Origin of the sequence: Streptomyces sp. NBC_00597 (assembly GCF_041431095.1) — a bacterium.
Lineage (GTDB): Bacteria > Actinomycetota > Actinomycetes > Streptomycetales > Streptomycetaceae > Streptomyces.
Genome location: NZ_CP107757.1, coordinates 6443482 through 6466440, shown reverse-complemented (window position 1 = coordinate 6466440; position 22959 = coordinate 6443482). Strand labels below are relative to the sequence as shown.

26 protein-coding genes are annotated in these 22959 nt (G+C 71.1%); 2 read left to right on the top strand and 24 right to left on the bottom strand.

What is annotated here, in order from left to right; all coding sequences use genetic code 11:
• Positions 1 to 24 precede the first annotated feature (24 nt).
• The 5 genes from OG974_RS29620 to rpsB all read right to left on the bottom strand — a co-directional run bounded on the left by OG974_RS29620 (position 25) and on the right by rpsB (position 4576).
• On the bottom strand, positions 25 to 1101 hold the full coding sequence (locus OG974_RS29620) for a phosphatidate cytidylyltransferase (protein ID WP_327278796.1): 1077 nt from the start codon (positions 1099 to 1101) through the stop codon (positions 25 to 27).
• On the bottom strand, positions 1101 to 1658 hold the full coding sequence (gene frr, locus OG974_RS29615; protein ID WP_243630638.1) for a ribosome recycling factor: 558 nt from the start codon (positions 1656 to 1658) through the stop codon (positions 1101 to 1103). Before frr ends, OG974_RS29620 begins: the two co-directional genes overlap by 1 nt.
• 85 nt (positions 1659 to 1743) lie before the next feature.
• Entirely contained in the window at positions 1744 to 2523 is a 780-nt protein-coding gene (gene pyrH, locus OG974_RS29610) for a UMP kinase (RefSeq protein ID WP_030162523.1), read from the bottom strand.
• A gap of 163 nt (positions 2524 to 2686) precedes the next feature.
• Entirely contained in the window at positions 2687 to 3523 is an 837-nt protein-coding gene (tsf, locus tag OG974_RS29605) for a translation elongation factor Ts (protein WP_327278795.1), read from the bottom strand.
• A gap of 135 nt (positions 3524 to 3658) precedes the next feature.
• A complete protein-coding gene (gene rpsB / locus OG974_RS29600; protein WP_327278794.1) occupies positions 3659 to 4576 on the bottom strand; it encodes a 30S ribosomal protein S2 in 918 nt (305 codons plus the stop codon).
• Between the two features lie 251 nt (positions 4577 to 4827).
• Here rpsB and OG974_RS29595 point away from each other — a divergent pair, with 251 nt between their 5' ends.
• A complete protein-coding gene (locus OG974_RS29595) occupies positions 4828 to 5292 on the top strand; it encodes a M23 family metallopeptidase (RefSeq protein ID WP_327278793.1) in 465 nt (154 codons plus the stop codon).
• Between the two features lie 76 nt (positions 5293 to 5368).
• On the opposite strand, the gene OG974_RS29590 is transcribed toward OG974_RS29595, so the two are convergent.
• The 18 genes from OG974_RS29590 to proS form a co-directional block, all read right to left on the bottom strand.
• Positions 5369 to 5908 carry a helix-turn-helix domain-containing protein gene (locus tag OG974_RS29590; protein WP_327285804.1) on the bottom strand — a complete coding sequence of 180 codons (540 nt, stop codon included), beginning with the start codon at positions 5906 to 5908 and terminating at the stop codon, positions 5369 to 5371.
• A gap of 70 nt (positions 5909 to 5978) precedes the next feature.
• Positions 5979 to 6815 carry an RNA polymerase sigma factor WhiG gene (gene whiG, locus OG974_RS29585; RefSeq protein WP_327278792.1) on the bottom strand — a complete coding sequence of 279 codons (837 nt, stop codon included), beginning with the start codon at positions 6813 to 6815 and terminating at the stop codon, positions 5979 to 5981.
• A 209-nt stretch (positions 6816 to 7024) separates the two neighbouring features.
• On the bottom strand, positions 7025 to 8260 hold the full coding sequence (gene dprA, locus OG974_RS29580) for a DNA-processing protein DprA (protein WP_327278791.1): 1236 nt from the start codon (positions 8258 to 8260) through the stop codon (positions 7025 to 7027).
• A complete protein-coding gene (locus OG974_RS29575; RefSeq protein WP_327278790.1) occupies positions 8257 to 9891 on the bottom strand; it encodes a YifB family Mg chelatase-like AAA ATPase in 1635 nt (544 codons plus the stop codon). Before OG974_RS29575 ends, dprA begins: the two co-directional genes overlap by 4 nt.
• Positions 9891 to 10262: a YraN family protein gene (locus tag OG974_RS29570; protein ID WP_327278789.1), complete on the bottom strand. Its 372-nt coding sequence runs from the start codon at positions 10260 to 10262 to the stop codon at positions 9891 to 9893. Before OG974_RS29570 ends, OG974_RS29575 begins: the two co-directional genes overlap by 1 nt.
• 174 nt (positions 10263 to 10436) lie before the next feature.
• Positions 10437 to 10745 carry a DUF2469 domain-containing protein gene (locus tag OG974_RS29565; RefSeq protein ID WP_006139554.1) on the bottom strand — a complete coding sequence of 103 codons (309 nt, stop codon included), beginning with the start codon at positions 10743 to 10745 and terminating at the stop codon, positions 10437 to 10439.
• 55 nt (positions 10746 to 10800) lie between these two features.
• Positions 10801 to 11307 (bottom strand): NUDIX hydrolase, encoded by a 507-nt coding sequence (locus OG974_RS29560; protein ID WP_327278788.1) that lies wholly within the window; start codon positions 11305 to 11307, stop codon positions 10801 to 10803.
• The gene (gene lepB / locus OG974_RS29555) at positions 11297 to 12085 is read right to left on the bottom strand and encodes a signal peptidase I (RefSeq protein WP_327278787.1); all 789 of its coding nucleotides are present in this window, start codon (positions 12083 to 12085) and stop codon (positions 11297 to 11299) included. Before lepB (OG974_RS29555) ends, OG974_RS29560 begins: the two co-directional genes overlap by 11 nt.
• Before the next feature lie 43 nt (positions 12086 to 12128).
• Positions 12129 to 13022 carry a signal peptidase I gene (lepB, locus tag OG974_RS29550; RefSeq protein WP_327285803.1) on the bottom strand — a complete coding sequence of 298 codons (894 nt, stop codon included), beginning with the start codon at positions 13020 to 13022 and terminating at the stop codon, positions 12129 to 12131.
• A 113-nt stretch (positions 13023 to 13135) separates the two neighbouring features.
• Positions 13136 to 13966: a signal peptidase I gene (gene lepB / locus OG974_RS29545; protein ID WP_371644961.1), complete on the bottom strand. Its 831-nt coding sequence runs from the start codon at positions 13964 to 13966 to the stop codon at positions 13136 to 13138.
• Positions 13967 to 14198: 232 nt separating this feature from the next.
• Positions 14199 to 14927 carry a signal peptidase I gene (gene lepB / locus OG974_RS29540; RefSeq protein WP_327278786.1) on the bottom strand — a complete coding sequence of 243 codons (729 nt, stop codon included), beginning with the start codon at positions 14925 to 14927 and terminating at the stop codon, positions 14199 to 14201.
• 44 nt (positions 14928 to 14971) lie between these two features.
• Positions 14972 to 15322: a 50S ribosomal protein L19 gene (gene rplS, locus OG974_RS29535; RefSeq protein ID WP_054226492.1), complete on the bottom strand. Its 351-nt coding sequence runs from the start codon at positions 15320 to 15322 to the stop codon at positions 14972 to 14974.
• A 133-nt stretch (positions 15323 to 15455) separates the two neighbouring features.
• The gene (trmD, locus tag OG974_RS29530) at positions 15456 to 16277 is read right to left on the bottom strand and encodes a tRNA (guanosine(37)-N1)-methyltransferase TrmD (RefSeq protein ID WP_327278785.1); all 822 of its coding nucleotides are present in this window, start codon (positions 16275 to 16277) and stop codon (positions 15456 to 15458) included.
• Positions 16277 to 16840, bottom strand: coding sequence for a ribosome maturation factor RimM (rimM, locus tag OG974_RS29525; RefSeq protein ID WP_327278784.1), 564 nt, complete (start codon positions 16838 to 16840; stop codon positions 16277 to 16279). The genes trmD and rimM overlap by 1 nt, the downstream gene beginning before the upstream one ends.
• Before the next feature lie 79 nt (positions 16841 to 16919).
• Entirely contained in the window at positions 16920 to 17159 is a 240-nt protein-coding gene (locus OG974_RS29520; protein WP_007266827.1) for an RNA-binding protein, read from the bottom strand.
• Positions 17160 to 17161: 2 nt separating this feature from the next.
• Positions 17162 to 17602 (bottom strand): 30S ribosomal protein S16, encoded by a 441-nt coding sequence (gene rpsP / locus OG974_RS29515; protein WP_030298453.1) that lies wholly within the window; start codon positions 17600 to 17602, stop codon positions 17162 to 17164.
• A gap of 270 nt (positions 17603 to 17872) precedes the next feature.
• Positions 17873 to 18472 (bottom strand): hypothetical protein, encoded by a 600-nt coding sequence (locus tag OG974_RS29510; protein ID WP_327278783.1) that lies wholly within the window; start codon positions 18470 to 18472, stop codon positions 17873 to 17875.
• 221 nt (positions 18473 to 18693) lie between these two features.
• Positions 18694 to 20106: a proline--tRNA ligase gene (gene proS / locus OG974_RS29505; protein ID WP_327278782.1), complete on the bottom strand. Its 1413-nt coding sequence runs from the start codon at positions 20104 to 20106 to the stop codon at positions 18694 to 18696.
• A 131-nt stretch (positions 20107 to 20237) separates the two neighbouring features.
• On the opposite strand from proS, the gene OG974_RS29500 reads away from it, so the two are divergent.
• The gene (locus OG974_RS29500; RefSeq protein ID WP_327278781.1) at positions 20238 to 20915 is read left to right on the top strand and encodes a methyltransferase type 11; all 678 of its coding nucleotides are present in this window, start codon (positions 20238 to 20240) and stop codon (positions 20913 to 20915) included.
• Positions 20916 to 20975: 60 nt separating this feature from the next.
• Here OG974_RS29500 and ftsH read toward each other — a convergent pair whose 3' ends face one another.
• Complete coding sequence (gene ftsH / locus OG974_RS29495) at positions 20976 to 22895, bottom strand: ATP-dependent zinc metalloprotease FtsH (RefSeq protein ID WP_327278780.1); 1920 nt, start codon at positions 22893 to 22895, stop codon at positions 20976 to 20978.
• Positions 22896 to 22959: the final 64 nt, after the last annotated feature.

Here is a 22959-nt window from a genome sequence, read left to right as displayed (position 1 = left end):
GGCCGGAAGCCGCGGAGCCCGGTTTCAGCCCGTTCCGACGAAGGCCGCGAGCAGCAGCCACACCACCGGGGCGGTCGGGAGCAGGGAGTCGAGCCGGTCCATGATGCCGCCGTGACCCGGCAGCAGCGTGCCCATGTCCTTGATGCCCAGGTCCCGCTTGATCATCGACTCGCCGAGGTCGCCCAGCGTGGCGCTGACCGCGACGGCGAGACCGAGCAGCAGGCCCTGCCACCAGGCGCCCCCGTCGATCAGGTACTCCATGCACAGCGCGCCGGCCGCCATCGCGAAGGCCACCGCGCCGAACAGTCCCTCGCGGGTCTTGCCGGGGCTGATGCGCGGGGCCAGCTTGTGCTTGCCGAAGCGCCAGCCCACCGCATAGGCCCCGGTGTCGCTGACCACGGTCAGGAGCAGGAAGGTGACCACGCGCTGCGGGCCGTCGTCCGCGGTGAGCAGCATCGCGACGAAGGTGGCGAGGAACGGCACGTAGAACGCCGCGAAGACGCCCGCCGTGACGTCCTTGAGGTAGTCCTCGGGCGGTTCGGTCATCCGCCAGACCAGGACCGCCAGAGCGGTCAGGGCCATCGCCACCCAGGCGCCCTCGGCCCCCCGGACGTATCCGGCGATGACCATGGCGGCGCCACCGACCGCGAGCGGGACGAGCGGCGCCTTGACGCCCTTCTTCTCCTGGAGCCGGGAGGTGAGCTCCCACAGGCCCACGACGACCGCGACGACGATCACGCCGACGAAGACCGCCTTGACGATGAACAGCGAAGCGAAGATCACCGCACCAAGGCCGACACCGACCCCTATGGCGGCACGCAGGTCTCGGCCGGCCCGCTTCTTCTGCGGCGGGGGCGAGGCGTCCTGCGGTGCCTGCGAGGGCGGGGGCGGGGGGCTGGGCATGGGCTCCTGCGGCGGCGTCTCGGCGCGGAACGGGGGGCCGCCGTCGGCGGCGGCCCCTCGATCGCGTGCTTCCCGGTCGTCGAAGTCACGGCCGGCGGCATCGGGCACGATGGGCATGGGCCGAGTGTGCGGGCCCACCAGCGCATCGTATGCGGGACCCGCCGGAACCGGCTCCGTGGCCCAGGGAGAGTCGTTCATCAGACTTCGAGCAGCTCGGCTTCCTTGTGCTTGAGCAGCTCGTCCACCTGCGCGACGTACTTCGCGGTGGTGTCGTCGAGCTCCTTCTCGGCGCGACGCACCTCGTCCTCGCCGGCCTCCTTGTCCTTGACGAGCTTGTCGAGGGCGTCCTTGGCCTTGCGGCGCACGGAACGGATGGAGACCTTGGAGTCTTCGGCCTTGTTCTTCGCGACCTTGATGTACTCCTTGCGACGGTCCTGCGTCAGCTCGGGGAAGGTCACTCGGATGATGCGGCCGTCGTTGCTCGGGTTGACACCGAGGTCGGAGTCGCGGATTGCCTGCTCGATGTTGCGCAGCGCGGACGCGTCGAACGGCGTCACGATCGCCATGCGCGGCTCGGGCACCGCGAAGGACGCGAGCTGGTTGATGGGAGTGATGGCGCCGTAGTAGTCCGCCACGATCTTGTTGAACATCGCCGGGTGCGCACGACCGGTGCGGATCGCCGCAAAGTCTTCCTTGGCGACGACGACGGCCTTCTCCATCTTCTCCTCGGCCTCAAGGAGGATTTCTTCGATCACCACGTGCTCCTGCATGTCAGATTTGGATGGTTCAGGCGGGCGGGACGGGCTCGGCCCCGTGGGGCCGGGCCCGGCGTCGGGACGCTCAGGCCCGGGTGCCCTGGTCGCTCACGAGCGTGCCGATCTTCTCACCCTTGACCGCGCGGGCGATATTGCCCTCAGCGAGCAGCTCGAAGACCAGGATCGGCAGCTTGTTGTCGCGGCACAGCGTGATCGCGGTGGCGTCGGCGACCTTGAGGTCGCGCGACAGCACCTCGCTGTACTCCAGCGCATCGAACTTCACCGCGTCGGGGTTCTTCTTCGGGTCGGAGTCGTACACCCCGTCGACACCGTTCTTGCCCATCAGCAGGGCCTCGGCGTCGATCTCCAGGGCGCGCTGGGCGGCCGTGGTGTCGGTGGAGAAGTACGGCATGCCCATGCCCGCGCCGAAGATCACGACGCGGCCCTTCTCCAGGTGCCGTACGGCGCGCAGCGGAATGTACGGCTCCGCGACCTGGCCCATGGTGATGGCGGTCTGCACACGGGAGTCGATGCCTTCCTTCTCCAGGAAGTCCTGGAGGGCGAGGCAGTTCATGACGGTGCCCAGCATGCCCATGTAGTCGGACCGCGCACGGTCCATGCCGCGCTGCTGGAGTTCGGCGCCGCGGAAGAAGTTTCCGCCGCCGATCACGACGGCGATCTCCGCGCCGTCACGGACCACCGCGGCGATTTCGCGCGCGATGGCATGGACGACGTCGGGGTCGACGCCCAGTCCTCCACCACCGGAGAAGGCTTCGCCCGACAGCTTCAGCATGAAGCGGCGGCCCTTCTTGTCGTGGTCGCTCTTGTCGTCGGAAGCGGTGTGGGGGTCCACGCCCTGATTCATGGAGATCTCCTCGTGCACATACGAAGAAGGCCATTGCCGGTGGGTCCTCGCGGTTCCCTCTACGGCAATGGCCTCCTCGTCAGATCTGCGGTCGCTGCGCGCGTGCGCGGACGACTGCTTCAGACCCTACCGGGGTCCGGTGTCCGTCGTTGTACGGACGGACTCAGATGCCGACCTTGATGCGCGAGAAGCGCTTCAGGGTGACACCGGCCTCGTCCAGAACCTTCTGGACGGACTTCTTGTTGTCCAGCGCGTACGGCTGGCCGAGGAGGGTGGCCTCCTTGAAGAAGCCGTTGACGCGACCCTCGACGATCTTGGCGATGGCAGCCTCGGGCTTGCCCTCCGCGCGGGTGACCTCTTCGGCGATGCGACGCTCGGACTCGACCTTCTCGGCCGGAACGTCCTCGGCGGACAGCCACTGCGGGGCGAACGCGGCGATGTGCTGCGCGACGCCGCGGGCGACGTCCGCGTTCTCCTTGTCGAGCTCGACCAGGACGCCGATCTGGAACGGCAGGTCGGGCATCGTGCGGTGCATGTACGAGGTCACGTAACCGCCGGTGAACTGCGCGAAGCGGTCCAGGACGATCTTCTCGCCGAGGTTGGCGTTGGCCTCGTCGACGAAAGCGGTGACGGTCTTGCCGGGCTCGATCTCGGACGCGAGCAGCGCCTCGATGTCGGCCGGGGAGGTGGCGGCGACGTGCGCGGCCAGCTGGTTGGCGACGGCCAGGAACTTCTCGCCCTTGGCGACGAAGTCCGTCTCGCACTTCAGCTCGACGATGACACCGGTGGTGTTGTCGTCGGCGATGAGGGAGACGACGGCACCGTTCTCGGCAGAACGGCCCTCGCGCTTGGCGACGCCCTTCTGACCCTTGATGCGGAGGGCCTCCTGGGCCTTCTCGACGTCGCCGTCGGCGTCAACGAGCGCGTTCTTGCAGTCCAGCATGCCGGCGCCGGTGAGCTCGCGGAGCTTCTTGACGTCAGCGGCGGTGTAGTTCGCCATGAGTCTGTGATTCTCTCTCGAAGTCGTAGATCTACGGGTGAACGGCGGAGGCGCCGCGCTCGTGGCGCGGCTCCCCCGCCGTCATCGTCCGTGCTGTGAGTGCCCGGCGGGTGAACGCCGGGCGCTCCCAGTGGGTCAGGCCTGCTCGGCGTCGGCGGCCGGAGCGGCCTCGGCGGCGGGGGCCTCGGCAGCCGGGGCCTCAGCGGCGGGAGCCTCAGCGGCGGGGGCCTCGACAGCAGCCTCGGCCGGGGCGGCCTCAGCGTCGTCGGCCTTCTTCTCGCCCTCAAGCAGGTCGCGCTCCCACTCGGCGAGCGGCTCGGCGGCGGCCTTCTCGCCCGGCTTCGAGTCACCGGTCGCAGCGCCGGAGCGGGCGATGAGGCCCTCGGCGACGGCGTCGGCGATCACGCGGGTGAGCAGGGTGACGGAGCGGATCGCGTCGTCGTTGCCCGGGATCTTGTAGTCGACCTCGTCGGGGTCACAGTTGGTGTCGAGGATCGCGACGACCGGGATGTGGAGCTTGCGCGCCTCACCGACGGCGATGTGCTCCTTCTTGGTGTCGACGATCCAGACGGCGCTGGGAACCTTCGACATCTCGCGGATACCACCGAGGGTCTTCTCCAGCTTGATCTTCTCGCGGGAGAGGACCAGGAGCTCCTTCTTGGTGAGACCCGACGCGGCGACGTCGTCGAAGTCGATCGCCTCAAGCTCCTTCAGACGCTGGAGGCGCTTGTAGACGGTGGAGAAGTTGGTGAGCATGCCACCCAGCCAGCGCTGGTTGACGTACGGCATACCAACGCGCGTCGCCTGCTCGGCGATGGCCTCCTGGGCCTGCTTCTTGGTACCGACGAACATGATGGAGCCGCCGTGGGCGACGGTCTCCTTGACGAACTCGTAGGCGCGGTCGATGTACGACAGCGACTGGAGCAGGTCGATGATGTAGATGCCGTTGCGCTCGGTGAAGATGAAGCGCTTCATCTTCGGGTTCCAGCGACGGGTCTGGTGACCGAAGTGGACGCCGCTCTCCAGCAGCTCCCGCATCGTTACGACGGCCATGGCCATCTCCTTGGTTTCTCGGTTTGGTTCCTGACGCCCCACCGCGCCCTGCCCCCGAGGAAGGGGACCGAGAGACGCTTTCACCCGGCCTGAGCGGCTGGTGCTGGGGCGTGCGAAGTCGACCCGGTGACCCGGATCGCCGTAAGAAGTGTACGGGACCGGGCGGTATGCCAGGTGACGCCATTGTCCACACCGCGCCGTCCGTCCACAGGCCCGCTCACGCTGCGCGACGACGCGACAGCCTGGACGGCATGACGACACTGCTGCTCAGCCTGCTCATGGCCCTGGCCCAGGCGCTCGCGCCGACGGCCCGACCGCTCCCGCCCCCGCTGGTGGTCACCCGCTGGTGGGATCCGCCCCCGACCCCGTACGCGGCGGGGCACCGCGGGGTCGACCTCGCCGCGCCGGTGGGCGCGGAGATCCGGGCGGTCGGCCCGGGCCGGGTCCACCACGCGGGCCCGGTGGCCGGCCGCGGGGTCCTCTCCCTCACTCTCCCGGGCGGCCTGCGCACCACGTACGAACCGGTCCGGCCGCTGGTCGCGGAGGGCGAAGAGGTCACTCCGGGCCAGGTGGTCGCGGTCCTCACAGAGGGCACCCACTGCAGCAGCCCCTGCCTGCACTGGGGCCTCCTGTCCGGCACCACGTACCTGAACCCCCTGGCCCTGCTCCCCCGCCCCACCCCGAGACTCCTGCCGCTCACAGCCCGGGACGACTGAAACGGGGGGGGGTGGGGGTGGAGTGGGAGCTGGGCGGGGTGGGGTGGGGGCGGCGGGAGGGGGAAGCCCCCGGGTCTCAGCCCCGCACACCCCGAAGGGCCATGGCCACGGCCGCCTCCGTGACGACGGAAGGGTCCTCGGCGGCGCCCAGCTCGATGCGCCGGACGGCCGCGTCGACCACTCCCTGGAGCAGCATCGCGGCGAGCCGGGGCTGCTCGTGCCCCAGGGCGCCGAGCGCTTCCACGATCATCGCCACGAGTCCTCCGTGCGCGGCGCGGATCTTCTCGCGCGCCCCCGCGTCCAGCTCGCTGGCCGAGATCGCGACCACCGCCCGGTGCCGCCGGTCCCCGACCAGCCCGAGCTGGCTGCGCACATAGGCCTCGACCTTGGCCTCCGGTGACTGCACCCCCTCCATCGCCGCCTCGATCTCGGCGGCCCAGACGGGGAAGTCCACGGCGCACAGCTCTTCGACCACGGCCGCGCGGGAGCGGAAGTACTCGTACACGGAGGACCGGGCGAGGCCGGTGCGCTCCGCCAGGGCGGGGAAGGTCAGCGCTTCCGTCCCGCCTTCGGACAACAGGGAGCGCGCGGCGTCCAGCAGGGCGCCGCGCTGCATCGACCGGTGCTCGGCCACGGAGGCCGCTCGAATCCTGGGCACACGTCCACTCTACGGAGGTACCGCAAGCTCACCGGCCCACATCCGCGAGCTTGGCCCGCAGTTGGAGCACCGACTTGGTGTGGATCTGGCTGACCCGGCTTTCGGTGACGCCCAGGACGTTGCCGATCTCGGCCAGGGTGAGGCCTTCGTAGTAGTACAGCGTGACCACGGTCTTCTCGCGCTCCGGCAGGGTGTTGATCGCCCTGGCCAGGAGCCTGCGCAGCTCGCGGTCCTCGGCGACCTCGACCGGGTTGTCGGCGGCGGTGTCCTCCAGGGTGTCCATCAGCGAGAGGCGGTCGCCGCCCTCGCCGCCGACGTGCAGCAGCTCCTCCAGGGCGACCACGTTGGCCAGCGACAACTGACTGAACACGGTGTGGAGTTCCTCCACGGCGATGCCCATCTCGCCGGCGACTTCGTGTTCGGTCGGGGTGCGGCGCAGCTGGGCTTCCAGGGTGGCGTAGGCCCGCTCCACGGCCCTCGCCTTCTGTCGGACCGAGCGCGGGATCCAGTCCAGGGCGCGCAGCTCGTCGATCATCGCGCCCCGGATCCGGGTGATCGCGTACGTCTCGAACTTGATGGACCGGTCGATGTCGAACTTCTCGATGGCGTCGATCAGCCCGAAGACGCCGGAGGAGACGAAGTCGGCCTGCTCCACATTGGGCGGCAGGCCCACGCTGACCCGGCCGGCGACGTACTTCACCAGGGGTGAGTAGTGCAGGATCAGCTGCTCCCGCAGCCGCTCGTCACCGCTCTCCTTGTACGAGCGCCAGAGCACCTCCAGGGACGAGGGCGCGGTGGACCGCACGCTGCCACGAGCAGCGGGGGGCACCGCAGCGCGGTCGGACCCTGAGGTGTGCTGGGGCATGCTTCGCCTTTGCCGGAGCCGGATTCCTTGGGAGCGTAGCGTGACGGAAGTGTCGCGGTGCGCGAAGAGTACGGGATCGCGCGGGGGCACAGCGGCGCCCTGACTCGCGCGGGCGACCCGGGACCGGCGCCTGGCGCTCGGTCCCGGCGGCTGCCGGCGGGAAGACCGCGTCTCTCATCGGCTTCACTCTTTCACCGGAACGCCCCAGGTCAACGACCGCCTCGCCGGGTGCCACCGGTTTGTGTGCCTCCTTCAGGTGATTGTGTGGTCAACTGCCAGCCCTCGCCCTGCCGTTCGACGAACCCCAGAGAGTGAAGTTCGTACAGTCTGCCGATGACTTCATCGGTACCGGTGCCCGCTGCGAGGGCCACTTCGTCCGCGTGGGCGGGTCGGCCGGCCGGGAGTGCTTCGAGCACACGGGCGGTGTCCCCCTCCAGCAGGTCCCGGGCGAGTACCGGTCCGCGCCGCTCGGGGGCCAGTTCGCCCATGCCGCCGACGAGCTCGACCACTTCCGCGGCGTCCGTGACCAGGACGGCCTCGCCGCGCAGCAGTTCGTGCACCCCGCCCGAGAGGCCGCTGGTGGCCGGTCCGGGGACGCCCATGGTGAACCGGCCGAGCTGCTGGGCCCGCCGGGCGGTGACGAGGGAGCCGCTGCGGAGGGCGGCCTCCACCACGACGGTGCCCCGGGTGAGTGCGGCGATGACCCGGTTGCGCAGCACGAACCGGCTCGGGGTCGGGTGGCTGCCGGGCGGCAGCTCGCCGAGGACGAGTCCTTGGGCGGCGATCCGGCCGAGCAGTCCGGCGTGGCCGCGGGGGTAGGCGGTGTCCACGCCGCAGGCGAGTACCGCGGCGGTGGCGCCGCCCGAGGCGAGGGCCCCGCGGTGGGCCGCGGCGTCGACGCCGTACGCCGCCCCCGAGACGACGACCCAGCCCCGCTCGGCGAGTCCGGCGGCCAGGTTCTGGGCCATGTGGGCGCCGTACGGGGTGCAGGCGCGGGCCCCGACCACGGCGACGGAGCGCAGCGCCCAGGTCCGCAGGTCCGGTCTGCCCCGGAGCCAGAGCCCGACGGGCCGGGCGTCGCCGAGGTCGTCCAGTTGGGTCGGCCACTGGTGGGAGCCGGGGCAGATGAACCGGCCGCCGTCGCGGGCGGCGCTCGCCAGGTCCCGCCGGGGATCGGCGAGCGCCGCCCGTCTGCGGTATCCGGCGAGCCGTTGCTCCCCCACCCCGGTCAAGATCGCCGCCGCGGTGTCGGGTCCCGTCAGTAGCCGTATCAGCCCGACGGCGCCGTGTTCGCGCAGCCACCGGCCGGCGTGCTCGTCGCCGGGCTCCAGCACCCGGGTCAGTGCGGCCCGCGCCAGCAGCTCCGGCCCGGGCCCGTCGGCGGTGTCGCGCCCATCGGGGGTGTCGCGCCCGTCGGGGGTGTCGCGCCCGTCGGCGGCGGTCATGGCCCGGTTCCCAGCGCCTGGGCCGCGCCGCGGGCGATGCCGGTCCGCAGTTCGAGGGCGACGGCGACGTCCAGTGCATCGGGGCGGTCCCGGCCCCTCAGGTCGGCCACGGTCCAGGCGACCCGCAGCACCCGGTCGAGCCCGCGGGCGGTGAGCAGCCCTCGCTCCAGGTCCCGTTCGGCTTGTGCCAGTGCTCCGGGGGCCGCCTGCCAGCGGGTCCGCAGCTCGTGTCCGGGGACTTCGGCGTTGAGCCGCCACGGGGTGTCGGCGAGCCGGGCAGCGGTGCGGTCCCTGGCCTCGCGGACCCGGTCGGCGACGGCCGCCGTGGGCTCGCCGCGGCCGCCGCGGCCCAGCAGGTCGGAGCGGGTGACCGGCTCGACCTCCACGCGCAGGTCCACCCGGTCCAGCAGGGGGCCGGAGAGCCTGGCCTGGTAGCGCCGGATCACGGATACCGGGCATTCGCAGCCGGCTCCCAGCAGGGTGTGCCGGCCGCACGGGCAGGGGTTGGCAGCGAGCACCATCAGGAACCTGGCCGGCAGCCGCACCACCCCGGCGGCCCGGGCGATGACCACGTGCCCCGATTCGAGGGGCTGGCGCAGCGCGTCGAGCGCCTTGGTGCTGAATTCGGGGGCCTCGTCGAGGAACAGGACGCCGCGGTGGGCCAGGGAGACGGCCCCGGGCCGGGGCACTCCCGCTCCGCCGCCGACCAGGGACTGCATGGTCGCGGAGTGGTGGGGTGCGCAGTACGGGGGCCGGGCGACCAGTGGTTCGCCGGGCGGGAGGATGCCGGCGACCGAGTGGACGGCGGTGACTTCCAGTGAGTCCTGCCGGGACAGCGGCGGCAGGATCCACGGGATGCGCTCGGCCAGCATGGTCTTGCCCGCTCCCGGTGGTCCGCTGAGGAAGAGGTGGTGGCCCCCGGCGGCGGCCACCTCCAGGGCCCGGCGGGCGCCATGCTGTCCGGCGACGTCGGAGAGGTCGGGGACGTCCGGGCTCTCGTCCGCATCGGGCCGGGCGCGGGAGATGCCGGTGCCGAGGCCGGCGCCCGGGAGCACGAGTCCGGCCAGCATGGGGTCCGGGCGGCCCGGTGGGTCGGGCGGTTCCTCCTCGGGGACCTCTGCGTCGGTGAGGACGGCGATCAGTTGGCGCAGGCTGCGTACGCCGAGCACGCGGACGTCGGGGACGAGCACGGCCTCGGCGGCGCACTGCTGCGGCACCACCACGTTGCGGTATCCGGCGTCGGCAGCTGCGAGGACGGCGGGCAGGATGCCCCGTACCGGCCGCACCCGGCCGTCCAGCCCCAGCTCTCCGATGAGCACGAGGTCGGCGATGGCGGCGGGGTCGATCACCTCGGCGGCGCCCAGTACGGCGGCCGCGACGGCCAGGTCGAATCCGGCGCCCGATTTCGGGACGGAGGCCGGGCTGAGTCCGACGGTGAGTTTCTTCTGCGGCCATGCGGCGCCCGAGTTCACGACGGCGGCCCGGACCCGGTCCCGACTTTCGACCAGGGTCTTGTCGGGCAGGCCCACCAAGGTGAAGGCGGCAACCCCGGGCTCCAGGTCGGCCTGGACCTCGACCACCACTCCGTCGACGCCGACCAGGGCCACCGAGCAGGCTCGTGCGAAGCCCATCACGCCACCCCCCGGACGTGCTCCACGACGGGCGCCCCGCGCCGTGGCAGGAGGACTCCGACGAGGTCGATGCGGACCCCGCCCGGGGGCGGTCCACCGTGATCGGCGAGCCAGCGTCCGGCGAGGCGGCGGAGCCGCTCGACCTTGCCGGGGCGGACGGCGGCCATGGGATGCTCGAAATCCCCCGCCCGACGTGTTTTGACCTCGCACACGACGAGGGCGTCCCCGTCCCGCGCGACGATGTCGATCTCCCCGCTGCGGCAGCGCCAGTTCCGCGCGATCACGGTCATCCCGGCTTCCGCCAGTCGCCGCGCCGCGAGTTCCTCGCCGTACCGCCCCAGTGCCTGCCGTGCCACGCCCTTCGCGTCCATCGGGCACCACCTCCGCCGACGACGATCCCGCGGTCCCGCCCACCGTGTGGATCTTGGTGGACAACGGGGGCGTTGTGGACAACCCCGTCACTCGTGAGGGGGAATCCGGGGCGGCGGGCACGACCGGACCCGAACGGGCTCGATCGGGTGCGCGGTTGGCGGGGGAACCGGGCGTCAGCTGCCCGGCAGCTCCAGGTCGCTCTTGTTGAGCTCCTCGATGTTCACGTCCTTGAAGGTCAGCACCCGCACCTGCTTCACGAAGCGGGCCGGTCGGTACATGTCCCACACCCAGGCGTCGGCCATCGTGACCTCGAAGAACACCTCCCCCTGGACCGAGTGCACCTGCATCTCGTAGTCGTTCGTGAGGTAGAAACGGCGTTCGGTCTCGATCACGTACTTGAACAGCCCGACGACGTCGCGGTACTCGCGATAGAGCTTCAGCTCCATCTCGGTCTCGTACTTTTCGAGGTCCTCGGCGCTCATGGCATGTTCCCCTTCAGCCGTGCGTCCCCCTATTGTGCGCCAGGCCCGTGCGCCCCTAAACGATTTCCGGGGCCAGGACCACCGGCGCACCCGGAGGACCGTCGTCGAGCAGCGTACGGAGCAACTCGGCGAGTGTGGTCGGGTACACCGTCTCACGGGCCGCGAGAAGTTCCTCGGAAGTCCACCACCTCGCACCGGCGACGCTGCGCCGCTCCAGCTCGGTGAGCCCGCCCATGTCGGTCCGTGTCTGGGCGGTGCGGGCCAGGTAGTACCACTCGTCCTGCTCCCAGCGCCGCCCGTCGAACGGGAAGGAGCAGTACCGGTGCCACAGCACCGGCCCCAGTTCGACGTCCGTGATCCCGGTCTCCTCGGCGAGCTCCCGCAGCGCGGCCTGCTCGCGGGTCTCGCCGCCTTCGAGTCCGCCGCCCGGGGTGAACCACCACTGGTCCGCGGGATCGTCCGGTTCGAAGCCGTGCAGCAGCAGGATCCGGTCCTCGGGGTCCAGCAGGATCACCCGGGACACCTTGCGGGGGCCGCCCGCCTCAGCCGCGTCAGCGGGCACCGGCCGGCTCCCGCCGCCGCCCGCGCCCCAGGACCCGTGCGAGGGGCCCGTAGGCGGCCCCCAGGACCACCAGGGCGGCTCCGCCGACCACCGCGGCCAGTTGGAGGCGCAGCGGCCCCGGTCGGGAGGTCCCGCCGGGCAGGGAGGCGTACGTGCCGGGGCGGTCGATCATCTTCATGGAGGGCCAGGCCAGGGCGTCGACCCGGGCGCGGACCGTGGAGCGGGGGACGGTGCCCTGGCCGGCCTCCTGGAGGTGGGCCCGGGAGTCGAGCGAGGTGAACCGCCGGTCGCCCAGCAGGAAGAGGTTGCCCTCGGGCACGGTCACCTCGAACGGCGTGTCGGAGGCGGTGCCCTGGCCGGTGCCGGCCGCGCCGGGCTGCCCGTGCTCGATGTAGGGCTCCTGCAGTTCCTTGCCGTTCACGGTGAGCGTGCCGCCCGCGCCGCAGCACTTCACGGTGTCGCCGCCAACGCCGACGACCCGCTTGACCATGGGCGAGTCACTCCACATGGCATCACTGAACACGACCACGTCGCCGCGCCGCACCTCGCCGCCGTCGATGCGCTGGGCGAGCACCCGGTCCCCGGGCTGCACCGTCGGCACCATCGAGTCTGTCGGCACCGTGTACGGCTGGTAGACGAGCGCCCCCCATACGAAGGCGCCCAGGAAGAGCACGAAGCCGACGGCCACGGCGATTCCCGACAGCACGTTGCCGAGACCGCCGCGGCCGTCCTTGCCACCGCGTATACCTGCAGTACCGCTTGCCTGCGTTCCGCCCATTGCAGCGCCCCACACTTTCGGGATCGACGACCTGGGCGGCACCCTACCTGCCGGTAGTCCCGCCGGTCAGCCTCCGCCTGCGCCACATCACGACCGGAACCGCTCCGGCGAGGCCCAGCGCGGTCGGTCCGAGCCCGACGGGCCCCAGTCCGGCGGCCCCCAGGCCCATCGCGGTCGCCTTGGTCTGGTTCCCGATGCCCGGCTGGTCGAAGGTGTCCGGGACGGGCAGGGTCGCCCAGCGGGTGATCGGCCACGCCACGACCACGGCCCGCCCGACGACCTTGTCGACCGGCACGAAGCCCTGCGTGGAGTCCTGCATGTGGTAGCGGGAGTCCTGGGAGTTCTGCCGGTGGTCGCCCATCACCCAGATCTTGCCCTTGGGCACGGTGATCGGGCCGAACGGGGCGTCGTCGCAGGGGGTGTTGCCCGGGTAGATGTACGGCTCGTCGAGCTCCTTGCCGTTGACGACGACCGGTCCGCCCTTCTTGCACTCGACCGTGTCACCGCCGATGGCGATGGTCCGCTTGATCAGGTCCTTCTCGTCCGCGGACGGCATCAGACCGATCTTGCTGAGGATCTGCTGCGCGAAGTTGGGCTCGGGGGTGGGCTCCCCGGCCAGCCAGCTCGCGGGGTCGTGGAAGACCACGACCTCGCCGCGCTCGGGCTCGGAGCCGAACCACGGGGTCAGCTTGTCCACGAGCACCCGGTCGCCGCGCTGCAGGGTGTTCTGCATCGAGTCGGACGGGATCGAGAACGCCTGCACCAGGAAGGTCTTGATCAGCAGGGCGAGCAGCAGGGCGATGCCGATGAGGAGCGGGAGCTCCTTCCAGAACGAGCGGTGCGGGCGCGCCTCGGCACCACCGTCCTCGGCCTCGCGCTCGGCATCGTCCGGCCGCTCCTCGCCTTCGTCGCGTCCGGATCGCGCGCCTACCGCCACATCCCCCACATCCACTCCTCACTCGCAGATCGCCGCCCGGCCGGAATCAGGCGCGGGCCCTCCCCTCCCTTAACGAGCGGGAGTTCCCTAGGGCGCGGGAGACCGAGGACACACTATGCGAACGGCGGGCCGTGACGGCGCCTGCGGCGGCCGCGTCGCCCACCACGTGCAGGATCGGGCACCGTGCGGAAGGTCGCGGGCTGTTCGAGTTTGCGCCAGTGGTCGAACGGCCAGGCGATGACGACGGCCTGTCCCACGACTCCGTCCTCGCCGATGGTGCCGTTGAAGGCCTCGTCGAGGTGGAAGCGGGAGTCGGCCGAGTTCGCCCGGTGGTCGCCCATGACGAAGAGCCGTCCGGGCGGCACCTTCACTTCGAACCGGATTTCGGAGGGGGCGTTCCCGGGATTCACGTACGGCTCGTCGAGCGGCGTCCCGTTGACGGTGACCCGGCCCTTGGCGTCGCAGCACGCGACGGTGTCGCCGCCGACGCCGATGACCCGCTTGATCAGGTCCTGTTCGTCGGCGGAGGGCAGCAGACCGATGAAGGTCAGCGTCTCCTTGATCTGCTTCACGCCGACGGGGTCGGCGGCGGGGCGTGCGGCCTCGCCCTTGAGCCAGCCGCCGGGGTCCTTGAACACGACCACGTCGCCGCGCTCGACCTTGGAGCCGAACCACGGGGTCAGCTTGTCGACCAGCACCCTGTCGCCGATCTGGATCGTCTGCTCCATGGATCCGGACGGGATGAAGAACGCCTGGACGAGGAAGGTCTTGAGGACGAGCGCGATGCACAGCGCCACGACGATCAGCAGCGGTACCTCGCCCACGCGGCGGGTGCGCCTGCGCCGCTTGACCCGGCGGGCCAGTCGGCGTCGTTCGGCCCGGCCGCCGCCCTCCGCCGCGACGGGCTGCGCCTTGGTGCCACGCCGCGACCCGGGCTCCCGCACCGGCCGCTCGGGGACCGCGGTGGGCTCAAAAACCTCAGTGGGCTCGGGCCGGGCGGCAGGCTCGGGGGCCGCAGTGGGCTCGGGCTCCCGCCAGGGCTGGGGGCCTCCCGGAGTCTCGGGCGCACGCCAGAATTCGGGCGCGCGCGCGGGCCGGGGCGCGGGCCGGGGCGCGCGCCTCGGCTCCGGGTCCGGCTCCGGTTCGGGGGCCCGGCCGCCTCTCGGGCGGCCCCGGCTACCCATGGGAGCCCCAGCGCGACGCCGGCCAGCCGATCCAGTCGGCCCGCCCGATCACCTTGTCCACCGGCACCATCCCCCCGCCCGGTTCTCCCAGGTGGTCCCGGGAGTCCCGGGACTGGGAACGATGATCGCCCATGACCCACAGGGTGCCCACGGGTACCACGATCCGGAAGGGCACCTTCGAGGGCGTGTCGCCGGGAAACAGATATGGCTCCTGCACCGGTACCCCGTTCACCTTGATCCGCCCGCCGGCGTCGCAGCACACCACGTCGTCGCCTCCGACGCCCACGACCCGCTTGACGAAGTCCGTTTCGGACGGCTCGCCGATCCCGAGCGCGGAGGCCGCGCCCGCCAACGCCTCGCCGATGGGATTGCCGTCGGCGTGTTCCGGAACGAAGGACCCCGTGCCGTCGAAGACCACCACGTCCCCGCGCTTGGGTTGGTTGCCGGAACGGTACGCCAGCTTGTTCACCAGCACCCGGTCCCCGACCTGGAGCGTCGGCTCCATCGACCGGCTCGGGATCAGGAAGGGCTGGACGACGAAATTGCTGAGCAGCAGCAGGAAGGTCGTGCAGAGCACGCCGAGTACGGCGGCGCCGCGCCAGGTCAGGAAGACTCGCCACCCTGGGAGCGCGCGGCGCCCCCGCAACGCAAAACGCGGCCGCCCCTCCCCGGTTTCGGGGGAGGAGTGGCCGCGCTGTGTGAGCTCTGCTTCGGTGTCCATCGAGGGCGAGCCTATCCGGCCGCCTCCGGGACCCGGAGAGGAGATCAGCGGTCGCGCTTCTCCTTGATCTTCGCGGCCTTGCCGCGGAGCTCACGGAGGAAGTACAGCTTGGCGCGACGCACGTCACCGCGGGTGACGAGCTCGATCTTCTCGAAGATCGGGGAGTTCACCGGGAAGGTGCGCTCCACGCCGACGCTGAAGGAGACCTTGCGGACCGTGAAGGTCTCGGAGACGCCAGAGCCCTGGCGACGGATGACAACGCCCTTGAACTGCTGGATACGGGAGCGGCTGCCCTCGATGACGCGGACGTGCACGTTGATCGTGTCACCCGGGCGGAAGGCCGGGACGTCGGAGCGGATCGAGGCGGCGTTGACGCCATCGAGCAGGTGAGACATGTTCTTCGTCTGCTTTCTTCGCACGACGCCACAGGCCGCCGGTGCGGGTTTCCGTAGAGAATTCGGGAGCTGCGCCACTCTGCGAACGACTGTCCCCCTGTGGCAGGGGCGTACGCGAGCACACAGCAGCCGCCTATTCTTCCACGGCTTGGGGCCTACGCCAAAATCGGCCGTCGGGGGTCGGCCGCCAGCCCAGGATGCTCAGGATCTCGCGGTCCTTCTTGTCGAAGGCGGCGGCCTCGCAGCGCTCGATCAGGTCGGGGCGGTGCTGCGCGGTGCGGCGGAACGCCTCGTCCCGGCGCCAGCGGGCGATCTTCCCGTGGTGCCCGCTGAGCAGCACGTCGGGAATGCCCCGGCCGCGCCAACCGGGGGGCTTCGTGTAGACCGGCCCCTCTAGCAGGTTCGCCATCTCGCCGGGCGCGAAGGAGTCGTCCCGGTGGGATTCGGCGTTGCCGAGCACTCCGGGCAGCAGCCGGGCCACGGCCTCGGTGATCACCAGCACGGCGGCCTCGCCGCCGGCCAGCACGTAGTCGCCGATGGAGACCTCGTACACCGGCATCCGCGTGGCGTATTCGTCCATGACCCGGCGGTCGATGCCCTCGTACCGGGCCGGCGTGAAGATCAGCCAGGGCCGTTCGGAGAGCTCGACGGCCAGCTCCTGGGTGAACGGGCGGCCACTGGGCGTGGGGACGACCATGACCGGCCCGCGCGCGCCGGCCTCGTACCCGTCGGCCAGCGCCTCGTCGAGCGCCTCGCCCCACGGCTCGGTCTTCATGACCATGCCGGGGCCACCGCCGTACGGGGTGTCGTCGACGGTGTTGTGCCGGTCGTACGTCCAGTCCCGTAGGTCGTGGAGGTGGACGTCGAGCTGCCCGCGGGCCCGCGCCTTGCCGACGAGGGAGACGTTCAGCGGCTCCAGGTACTCGGGGAAGATCGTGACGACGTCGAGACGCATCAGGCTTCTTCCCCGGCCTCGGCCCCGTTGTCGCGCGTCGAGACGATCTCCGCGCGGTCGTCGATCAGCCCGGGCGGCGGCGTGATGACGCAGCGCTGCTCCTCCAGGTCGATCTCGGCGACGATCTCCTCCACGAAGGGGATCATCACCTCGGTGCCGTCGGGACGCTCGACGATGAAGAGATCCTGCGAGGGGAGGTGGGAGATCTCGGTGATCCGGCCGATCTCGGTGCCGTCCTCCAGTACCACGTCCAGGTCCATCAGCTGGTGGTCGTAGTACTCGTCCTCCTCCTCCGGCAGCTCGGAGGGGTCCACCTCGGCGATGAGCAGGGTGTTGCGCAGCGCCTCGGCGCCGGTGCGGTCCTTGACGCCCTCGAAGCGGAGCAGGAGCCGGCCGCTGTGGACGCGGCCCGTCTCGATGGTCAGGGGACCCGTCGAAGCCGGTTCGGTCCGGAGCACGGCGCCGGGCGAGAGCCGCAGCTCCGGCTCGTCGGTCCGCACCTCGACGGTGACCTCACCCTTGATCCCGTGGGCGCGGCCGATCCGCGCGACTACCAGCTGCACTGTTTGTCTCCTGTTCAGACGACGACGGGCCGGGGCGGGCACGAATGCCCTCCCCGGCCCGTGCCGGTGATTCAACTGCTCAGCGGACCTGGTCCACGTCGACGAGGTCGACGCGGATCCCCCGGCCGCCGATGGCGCCCACGACGGTACGCAGGGCACGTGCGGTGCGGCCGTTGCGACCGATCACCTTCCCGAGGTCGTCCGGGTGAACCCGGACTTCGAGCACCTGCCCACGACGCAGGTTGCGCGAGGCGACCTGCACGTCGTCGGGGTTGTCCACAATGCCCTTCACGAGGTGCTCAAGAGCCTCCTCGAGCATGCTCAGGCCTCGGTCGACTCGGCGGCGGCCTCAGCCTCGTCCGCCTTCTTGTCGGCCTTCTTCGCCTTCTGCGTGATGGCCTCGCCCTTGGTCTCGCCGATGCCCTCAAGGGCCTTGGCGAACTCGTCGAAGGAGCGACGCTTGCTCTCCTTCGTCTCCGGCTGCAGCAGCGGCGCGGGGGCCGGGAGGCCCTTGTGCGCCTGCCAGTCGCCGGTCAGCTTCAGGATGGCGAGCACAGCCTCGGTGGGCTGGGCGCCGACGGACAGCCAGTACTGCGCACGCTCGGCGTTGACCTCGATGCGCGACGGGTTGTACGTCGGGTGGTACAGACCGATCTCCTCGATCGCACGACCATCGCGGCGGGTGCGCGAGTCGGCGACGACGATGCGGTAGTGCGGCTGGCGAATCTTGCCGAGGCGCTTGAGCTTGATCTTGACTGCCACTGGAGTGGTGTCTCCTGAACTTGACGTGGTTGGGCACATGAGATGCCACGTGGGGTTGCGGTACTCGGGTGCCCGATGGACGCGTCAGCCGGAGGAGAGAGGGGTCCTATGCGACTGTCGAGTACAGCTAGCCATTGTGCCACATGCCTGCGGCGCTTCTCGCGGGGAGCTGCGATCGAGGGTGCGGGGCCGCGCACCCTCGGGCCGCCCCCCGCACCGCACCGCAGGCATCCGCCCGCCCGTCAGCCCGTCGGCCGCGGAGCCGCGGGCTCAGGAGGCGGCTACCGAGACGGCGACTTCGGGGATGCGGAACGGCTTCATGCAGCCGCCGCAGACGATCGGCGCCTGCGCCAGTACGGACGGGACCACCCGCACGTTGCGCCCGCAGTCGCAGACGGCCTTGACCCGGACACCGCCGCCCGAGGAGCCGTGCCGGGCGGCCGGCCCGCGGAAGCTGCGCTTGGTGTCGGCCGCCGTCGCGGCGGTGTGCGCCTTGAGTGCGCGCTGGAGCCGCTCCATGGTGGGGCGGTAGCGCTTCTTCGCCTCGGGATTGAGCGAGACCAACGAGAAGCCGCTGCTGGCATGCGGCTCGTCGGAATGGTCCAGCCCCATCTCCTCGGCGATCGCGAGGAATCTGCGGTTGTGGTAGCGGCCCGCCCGCGAGGTGTCGCGCACTCCGCGGGCGGCGGCGATGCCGTGGACTGCCTCGTGCAGCAGTCGCTCGAAGGAGAGCTCGGCGCCACAGGCGGACGAGGACTCTCCGATCAGGGACTCGGGCGCGGCAAGGTCAGGCAGCTCGGGGTGGTACCGCTGAATGTCGGCCCACGCCTGCGCCAGCTCTGCGGCGAGAACAGGTGGTGTCGTGCTCACGTCGTGACAACGAGCCGGGGTGCCCCGGTGTTCCGATTCCGGGCCATTCCAAATTTTTTGCACGTACCAGTCAGTTCAGTCTGATGCGTCCCGACGAGGACGGGTGCGCCGATCTCAGGAGGAGTCGGTACGTAACGTCGACCAGGCCGACCGAAAAGAACCGGCCCCGGCGCGCGGCTCGTGCCGTGCGCCGGGGCGGGTCCGAAGTCAGGCGGCGGCGATCAGTACGAGCGCGCGACGATCGCGAGCGTACCGGGGGCGTCGTCCGCCTCCGGCACCGAGCCATCCGCGGCGATCAGGCAGCGCACGGAGACGGCCTGCTCACCCAGCTTCGCCTCGCCCTCGGGGCCGAGGTCGGCCCACGGCATCCGCGCCCAGCCGCCCGCGACGGCGACCTCGGCGGCCTCCTCGATGGTGGAGACGTCGGAGGTACGGGCCAGGCGGCGCTCGCGGGACTCGCGCAGCAGCTGCGCCTGGTCCTCCTCCAGCACCTTGGGCAGCAGGTCGGCGAGCGCGTCGATCTGCACGGGCTCCTTGCCGCCGGGGATCCGGCGGGCCAGCATCGCGGTGCCGGCCTCCAGGTCGCGGGGGCCGATCTCGACGCGGACCGGTACCCCCTTGAGCTCCCAGTCCACCGCGCGGCGGCCGAAGGGGGTGTCGACCCGGTCGTCGACGTGGACGCGGATACCGGCGGCCTTCAGCTGCGCACCGAGCTCGCGGACCTTGGCGACGGCCTCGTCACCCTTGATCGCCATGACGACGACCTGGACGTGCGCGAGGCGCGGCGGGACACGCAGGCCGTTGTCGTCGCCGTGGGACATGATCAGACCGCCGACCATGCGGGTCGAAACGCCCCACGAGGTCTGCCAGACGAGCTCCTGCTTGCCTTCCTTCGACAGGTACTGCGTGTTGAAGGCCTTGGCGAAGTTGGTGCCGAGCTCGTGGCTCGTGCCCAGCTGGAGCGCCTTGCCGTCGCCCATCATGCCTTCGAGGGTGAGGGTGTTGATGGCGCCGGCGAAGCGCTCCTTGGCGGTCTTGCGGCCGAGCACGACGTCGATGCCGAGCACGTTCGTCATGAAGTCGCCGTACACGTCCGTGTGGATGCGGGCGGCGTAGTCGCGGGCGTCCTCGTACGTGGCGTGGGCGGTGTGGCCCTCCTGCCAGAGGAACTCACTCGTACGGAGGAACACGCGCGGGCGCATCTCCCAGCGGACGACGTTGGCCCACTGGTTGATCAGCAGGGGCAGGTCGCGGTAGCTCTGGACCCACTTGGAGAAGTAGTCGTTGATGATCGTCTCGGAGGTGGGCCGGACCACGACCGGCTCTTCCAGCTCCTTGCCGCCGCCGTGCGTGACGACCGCGAGCTCGGGGGCGAAGCCCTCGACGTGCTCGGCTTCCCTCGTCAGGTACGACTGCGGGATGAACAGCGGGAAGTACGCGTTCTGGGCGCCCGCGTCCTTGATGCGCGCGTCCATCTCCTGCTGCATCCGCTCCCACAGGCCGTAGCCGTACGGCCGGATGACCATGGTGCCGCGTACCGGACCGTTGTCGGCCAGCTCGGCCTTGTTGATCAGATCCTGGTACCAGCGGGGGAAATCCTCCGCCTGGGGGGTGAGAACGGGTGCCTTTGCCATGGCGCGAATGGTACGGCGCCGGGCACTCGATGCGTGAATCGGGTGGCGCACTCCTCTGGACGCGGGGGCGAATGGGGAGTTCTCTGGCAACGGGGGCAAGGGGGCGACAAGGAATCAGGAGCGCTCTTTCGATGACACCGACGCCGACGGCGACGCTCGTCGCCCGGGACTGGGCGGAGATCCAGGAACGGATGCTGGTACCGCTGTACGAAGCGGTCTACGACCGGCTGGAGGTCGGGCCGGGCGACCGGCTGCTCGGCCTGGACTGCGGGGCCGGGCTGGCCCTGCTGCTGGCCGCGGGCAGGGGAGCCGCCGCCACGGGGGTGGAGGCGGATCCGGCCCGGCGGGAGCTGGCGCGCGAGCGGCTGCTGGAGGTGGTCCCGGCCCCACCGGACGGTGCGCGCCCGTACGACGTGCTGCTGGCGTTCTCGCCGCCCGCGGCGGCGCTGGACGCGGCCCTGCCTGCGGTCCGGCGGGGCGCAGCGGTGGTGCTGGCCGACTGGGGTCCGGCGGAGCGGTGCACGGTGCCCGCGGTGCTGGGCGGCGGCCCCGCCCCGCAGGACCTGGACGCGGTCGTGGCGCGGGCCGGGCTCTCGCCGGACGGGTCGGGGCGGGTGTTCTGCCCCTTCGGGTACGCGGACGTGGACAGCGCGGTACGGGGGCTGCTGTCGGCGGGGCTGTACGAGTCCTCCTCCGATCCGGCGCAGGTCGAGAAGGAGCTGGCCGAAGCGCTGCACCCGTACGAGCGGCCGGACGGCACCGTGTGGCTGCCGAACATCTTCCGGTACGTGATCGCCCGCGTGCCGTAGCCGAACCGGAACCGCGGGTGCGGGGCTGGGGCGGGGCGCGCGCGGGCGCGGCCCGCGCCGCTACTTCGCCGGGCGCACGATGCCCGCGGCCTCGTAGGCGGCCGGCTCGTCCAGGGTCTCGTTCGCCAGCAAGGCCTCGGTCAGGGCGTCGAGTTTCGGACGGTGTTCGCGCAGCAGTCGGCAGGCCTCGACGTAGCACTCGTCGACGATGCGCCGCATCTCCTGGTCCACCGTGTCGAGGGTGGAGGGGGCGGCCAGGAGCCCGTAAGGGCTCTGCGCGTCCGCCGGGATCGCGGTGAGGCGGCCGACGCGCTCGCTCATGCCCCAGCGGCCGACCATGCCGCGGGCGAGGTTGGTGACCTGTTCCAGGTCGTTCTCCGCGCCCGTGGTGATGACGTCGAAGACGACGTGCTCGGCCGCCATGCCGCCCAGCGCGCCGATGATGCGGCCGCGGAGGTACTCCTGCGTGTAGGAGTAGCGGTCCGCGTCGGGGGTCGAGAGGGTGACGCCGAGCGCCCGGCCGCGCGGCACGATCGTGATCTTGCGGACGGGGTCGGCGCCCGGCTGGAGCATGCCCAGCAGGGCGTGGCCGCTCTCGTGGTAGGCCGTGCGGCGACGCTCCTCTTCCGGCATGACCAGGGCCCGCGCCGCGCCCAGCTGGACCTTCTCCAGGGCGTCCATGAAGTCCGCCTGGGTGACCTGGCTCTGTTTGCGCTTCACCGCGAGGAGGGCGGCTTCGTTGGCCAGGTTGGCGAGGTCCGCGCCCGTCATGCCGGGGGTGGTGCGGGCCACCTGGTCGAGGTCCACGTCGGCGGCGAGGGGGATCTCGCGGGTGTGGATCCGCAGGATGGCTTCGCGGCCGGAGCGGTCGGGCGGGGAGACGGACACCGTGCGGTCGAAGCGGCCGGGCCGGGTGAGCGCCGGGTCCAGGACGTCGGGCCGGTTGGTGGCGGCGAGGACGACCACGCCCTCCGAGCCGGAGAAGCCGTCCATCTCGGTCAGGATCTGGTTCAGGGTCTGTTCGCGCTCGTCGTGGCCGCCGAGGCCGGCGCCGCCGCCGCGGGCCCGGCCGATGGTGTCGATCTCGTCGATGAAGACGATCGAGGGGGCCACCTTCCGCGCCTCGGAGAAGAGTTCGCGCACCCGGGAGGCGCCCACGCCGACGATCATCTCGATGAACTCGGAGGCCGAGGCGGAGAAGAACGGCACCCCGGCCTCGCCCGCGACCGCCCGCGCGAGGAGGGTCTTGCCCGTGCCGGGCGGTCCAGCGAGCAGGACCCCGCCGGGCATCCGGGCGCCCATGGCCCGGTACTGCTGGGGGTTCTTGAGGAAGTCCACGACGTCGCTGAGCTCGCCCTTGACCTCGTCGATCCCGGCCACGTCGGCGAAGGTGGTGCGCTTCCCGCCCTCCAGTTCGACGGGTTTGGGCGGCTGTTTGCGGCCCAGCGCGCCGACGCCGCCCATCGCGGAGCCCATGCGGCGGGCGATGAACACCCACAGGAGGACCAGCAGCAGCATCGGGGCCAGCGAGAGCAGCAGATTGGCCAGGAAGCTGCGCTGCACGACGACCGGGGAGGCGGTGACGACGACGCCGTGCTTGCTGAGGTTGGCCCAGAGCTGGTCGTCGGCGAAGGCGGGGCGCTGGGTGACGAACTTCGTGTAGTCGCCCTTGCCGCCGTCGGGCAGCGGCTGTTCGGTCTTCAGTTCGCCCTGGATCGCGTCGCCCTTGGAGTAGATCTTCGAGACGTTGCCGTCGGCGACCTGTTTGCTGAATTCCGTGTAGGAGACGGTCGGCTCGTCGCCCTTGTTGAAGAACGAGAGGACCACGTTGGTGATCAGGAAGACGATCATGGCGGCGAGGATCAGTCCGCGCCAGCCCCCGGGCATCCGCCTCTTGGGCGGCGGTGCGGGCGGTGCGCCCTCGGAGCGCCAGGGCGTGTCGGCGCGGTCGCGAGGCGGTACGGGGGTGGGGCTGGGCACGTGGCCTCCTTACTGCCGTCCTCGTGGCCGACCATAAGGGATATAACGCACCATTGCGCCTGCT